Origin of the sequence: Streptomyces sp. NPDC058964 (assembly GCF_042741275.1) — a bacterium.
Classification (GTDB): Bacteria; Actinomycetota; Actinomycetes; order Streptomycetales; family Streptomycetaceae; genus Streptomyces.
This window is the reverse complement of record NZ_JBHYKH010000712.1, coordinates 1-3582: the sequence shown is the minus strand read 5'-3', so window position 1 is coordinate 3582 and position 3582 is coordinate 1. Positions and strand designations below refer to the sequence as shown.

3 protein-coding genes, 1 tRNA gene and 2 pseudogenes are annotated in these 3582 nt (G+C 68.1%); 1 reads left to right on the top strand and 5 read right to left on the bottom strand.

All coding sequences use genetic code 11. From position 1 onward, the window contains the following. Window positions 1-13: 13 nt before the first annotated feature. The 3 genes and pseudogenes from ACFW2E_RS43480 to ACFW2E_RS43470 all read right to left on the bottom strand — a co-directional run. Window positions 14-1265 (bottom strand): annotated as a pseudogene (locus ACFW2E_RS43480) (tyrosine-type recombinase/integrase). Window positions 1266-1276: 11 nt separating this feature from the next. After that, window positions 1277-1510 (bottom strand): excisionase family DNA-binding protein, encoded by a 234-nt coding sequence (locus ACFW2E_RS43475; protein ID WP_384476690.1) that lies wholly within the window; start codon window positions 1508-1510, stop codon window positions 1277-1279. Further along, window positions 1503-2126: pseudogene (locus ACFW2E_RS43470) on the bottom strand (replication initiator); the annotation flags it as partial. The pseudogene ACFW2E_RS43470 and the gene ACFW2E_RS43475, both read right to left, overlap by 8 nt. Window positions 2127-2434: 308 nt before the next feature. Between ACFW2E_RS43470 and ACFW2E_RS43465 the strand changes: the two are divergent. Beyond that, window positions 2435-2605, top strand: a complete 171-nt coding sequence (locus ACFW2E_RS43465) for a hypothetical protein (protein ID WP_384476687.1) — start codon at window positions 2435-2437, stop codon at window positions 2603-2605. A gap of 134 nt (window positions 2606-2739) precedes the next feature. Here ACFW2E_RS43465 and ACFW2E_RS43460 read toward each other — a convergent pair. After that, a tRNA-Ser gene (locus ACFW2E_RS43460) sits at window positions 2740-2843 on the bottom strand. A gap of 3 nt (window positions 2844-2846) precedes the next feature. Continuing rightward, window positions 2847-3254, bottom strand: coding sequence for a GerW family sporulation protein (locus ACFW2E_RS43455; RefSeq protein WP_384476684.1), 408 nt, complete (start codon window positions 3252-3254; stop codon window positions 2847-2849). Window positions 3255-3582: the final 328 nt, after the last annotated feature.

Here is a 3582-nt window from a genome sequence, read left to right as displayed (position 1 = left end):
CTCAGTTTCCGTCTCAGTTGGATTTTTCCTCGGAGCCGGGTGGCGTCCAGAGCGCGTCACCGACCTGCTGGGCGACCTTGCGGAGCATGACTCCCGTCACATGCATGTACCGCGCGCGCATGCGGGCCGCTCCCCCGGGCTCCCAGCCCATGATCGAGTCGATCACGACGTCCGGGACGCCAAGGATCAGAAGGACGGTCGCGGCGGTGTGGCGCGCATCGTGAAGACGGCCGTCCCGGACACCGGCGTCCCGAAGCAGGCGCTTCCAGACGTGGAAGTCGGTGTTCGGGGCTCAGCGGCCCACCGGTCGGTGAGGCGAAGACGTACCCCTTGCCCTCCCAGTCGACGCCGGCCGCGGTCCGCTCCCGCTCCTGGGCCTCCCGGTGCTGGCGAAGGATCTTGATCAGCGGGTCGGGGAGGCCGATAGTCCGCCGTCCGGCCCGGGACTTGGTGGACTTGTGCTCGCGCCGGGTCTGCTCCCGCTTGGGGCAGTAGCCCGCCTTCCGCCCGCACGGGTCGGCACCGCAGCCGTGCGCATACTTGGGGCGCAGCCGGTTCTTGCGGATGCGGACGTATCCCGCCTCGAGGTCGACGTTCTCCCAGTGCAGCCCGAGCGCTTCCCCTTGCCGCAGGCCGAGCGCCAGGGCGACAACCCACCGTGCGCTGTTGCGGAGCTTGGCCGCTTCGACGAGCAGGCTCTGAACCTCTTCGATCGTGTACGGCTCGATGTCCTCTTCTTCGAGCCGGGGCGCCTTGGCGATCTCCGCCGCGTTGGTCGGGACGTGCCCGCGCCTCACCGCCTCACCGAGGGCGACCCGGATCGTCCGGTGGACGTGGTGGGCGGTGCCGGCGGAGCTCCCGGAGTCCTGCATCTTCCGGTAGAAGCGCTCCAGGTGCTCGGGCTCCAGGCGGTCAAGCTTGTGGGCACCCAGGCCGGGCACGAGGTGAACGCGAACGTCGACCTCGTACCCGTCGTACGTGTTCTCGGAGACGTACGGCTTCGCGATGTTCTCGACCCAGTGCTCCAGCCAGGACTGGACGGTCCAGCTCTTGCCCACCTTCCTGAGCTTCTTCTCATCCCGCGCCCGCTCCATCTCGCGAACGGCCTTGGTCACCTCGGCCTTGGTCTTTCGCTCGATGTGGCGGCGGTCAGGCTTGCCGTCATCGCGGACGCCGACCGTCACTCGTCCGTGCCATTTGCCGTCCTTGCCGAGGTAGATCGAGGAGGCACCGTTGGGCTGACGAGTGCGCTTCTGCTCTGCCATGCCGCTCCCCCTCAGGCCGCTTCGGCAGGCCGATGGCGCAGCTTGGCCACGTAGGCGGGCACGGCATCGACGGGGACTCGACGAAGCCGCCCGACAGTGACCGACTCGATCTCACCAGCGAGGACAAGCCGGAAGCACGTCGTACGGCCGATACGGAGCCGCCGAGCCGCCTCCTCCACAGTCAGGAGCACCAGCGAGGGATCAGCCGTCTCCGGCAGGGCAACGGTCGGTCGGGGCTCAACCATGGGTCGGTTCTCCTTCCGTTACGGGGGCGGGTTCGAGGGATGCGGTGAGCCAGGATTCGGCAGCGCTGAGGCCGGTTCCGGCGAAGACCCAGTGGGCGAGGACGAGCGTGGTATCACCGTCCTGCTGCGTAACAGCCGAGGTGGCTTGTGCGCGGCGCCAGTCGGCGCGGGCATCGCGGAGAGCCCCGAGCGTGGTCGAGTAGCGGCGGGACTTGGTGGAGAAGTGGCCGCGGAAGCCGAGCATGTGGGCCCACGCGCGCAGGCGGAGGTCTGCCAGGTCGGGGCGTGCGCCGAGGGCCCAGGCGGTACGGATCATGCGCCGGGCGTGTTCGGGGATCTGAGCTTGTGCCAGCTCAGCCAGGAAGCGGATCGGCCGGTCCAGGGTGCCCGTGGCCGTCTCGGCGCCCTTGGTGGCGTACTTGGCGATGTATGCCGCTACGGCCCGCTCGGTCAGCTCCTGGCCTCCGTCGAAGTCGGCGGAGCGGATCGGGCGGACGTCGAGCTGTCGGCCGAAGACGAAGGTGTGCGATCGGCCGTCGATCTCCGGGCCGCCGATGCGCGCCGCAGTGGCAGCCGCGCGGATGGCATCGGCCAGCAGCTCGGTCGTGGCCCAGGCCGATCCAAAAGCAGGTGCGCGACGGCTGGGAGCTCTGCCGGATCCTGCGGGCTGTGGTGGGTGGGATCGTGGGTGGCTGGGGTGATCGCCGACGGGTGACCCCTGTCACAACTCCCCGTCCCTGCAAGCAAATCCGCGTCCGAATACCCGAGATCGAATTTGCGAATCGCCGATCTGCGCCCACAATGACCCCCGTCAGACCACGAAAAACCCGCCCTCGCCGAACAGGTTCCTAGGCGTGCACGGCAGGGCGGGTCTCCGAACCTCCAGGAGGCTCAAGCATGAGTGTGTCGCCTACCCCTCAGGGGATGTCAATTCCGATCAACCCCGAGCGGCTGATCACGGTCATCGTCTTGATCGTGCTCGTCACCGCACCGGTCGCCGAAATCGTTAGCGCGTACGCAGATGCAGCCGCATTGGTGACCTTGCTCCTCGGCGGGTGCGGAGCAGCAGTGACCCACGGCAACCGCAGCAGCTAGTCCAGGCCCCGTGCCCCAGTCGTGCCCGATCGAGCGGGGAATCACGGGGAACACCGGGTAGACACCGAGCCCGAACACGCGAACGGCCCCTGACCAGATATCCAGGTCAGGGGCCGTTTCTGCTGCTCTCAGTGCGGAGGCGGTGGGATTTGAACCCACGGTGACATCGCTGCCACGACGGTTTTCAAGATCGCTCGCCCTGGCATGCAGCAACCGACTCCTGACTGAGGACGCCCCCGCTTCAATGCCTCCCGCGCCGCGTCAGGTAGCGGAGGATCGCGGTCCCTGCCAGGAGGCCGCCCGTCAGTGGTACGAGGACCTTCACCCAGGGATCTCGGATGGGCTTGTACCTGGTCCTGCCCTCTTTGATCTCGATAAAGCCGAGCGGCCTTGCTTCGGCCCCGCCGCCGACCACGCCGTCATGGCCGGCCTCCTGGCCGGTGTTGCCGCCGAAGCCGAACCCGATCCGCGCCACGGGGATCACGGTGACGTCCTGGCTCACGACGGGCTCGCCGAACACGACGCTGCCCGGGGCCCGGCCGCCGAGCTTGTCGGCCAGCTGTTCCAGCAGGACGGCAGAGACGCGGTCTGCCGTCCCGGCTTCCAGTCGTGCGTTCAGCGACTCTTCCTCTTCGTCTGCGCGGCTCATGGCAGCATCCTCGTACGGACGAAGCCGTCAGACCAGCGATCTGGCAGGTCGGACGCATCAGCCCTGCGTGCCCATCCGTCTCAGTTTCCGTCTCATTCAGCACCGTTCACGACCGTTCAGGCGAGGCTCGAAGCCGTTCCCGCACCGGCGGCCAGCCGCCCATGAACCCAGGTGAACGCCCCAATACGCAGCCCGCCACCCCACCAACACAGTTGGAAAGCGTGTTGGGGGCAACCCCTCACGAGTTCGAATCTCGTATCCTCCGCCAGTGCCTCACCGGGCACGATGTCGAAGGGGGCCCCCCCCTGGGGGGGGTCCCCGGGGCCGT

What these genes read in the sequence shown, in the direction of transcription:
- ACFW2E_RS43475 (WP_384476690.1), bottom strand. Translation starts at nt 1,510, where the DNA reads ATGGTTGAGCCCCGACCGACCGTTGCCCTGCCGGAGACGGCTGATCCC.
- ACFW2E_RS43465 (WP_384476687.1), top strand. Translation starts at nt 2,435, where the DNA reads ATGTCAATTCCGATCAACCCCGAGCGGCTGATCACGGTCATCGTCTTG.
- ACFW2E_RS43455 (WP_384476684.1), bottom strand. Translation starts at nt 3,254, where the DNA reads ATGAGCCGCGCAGACGAAGAGGAAGAGTCGCTGAACGCACGACTGGAA.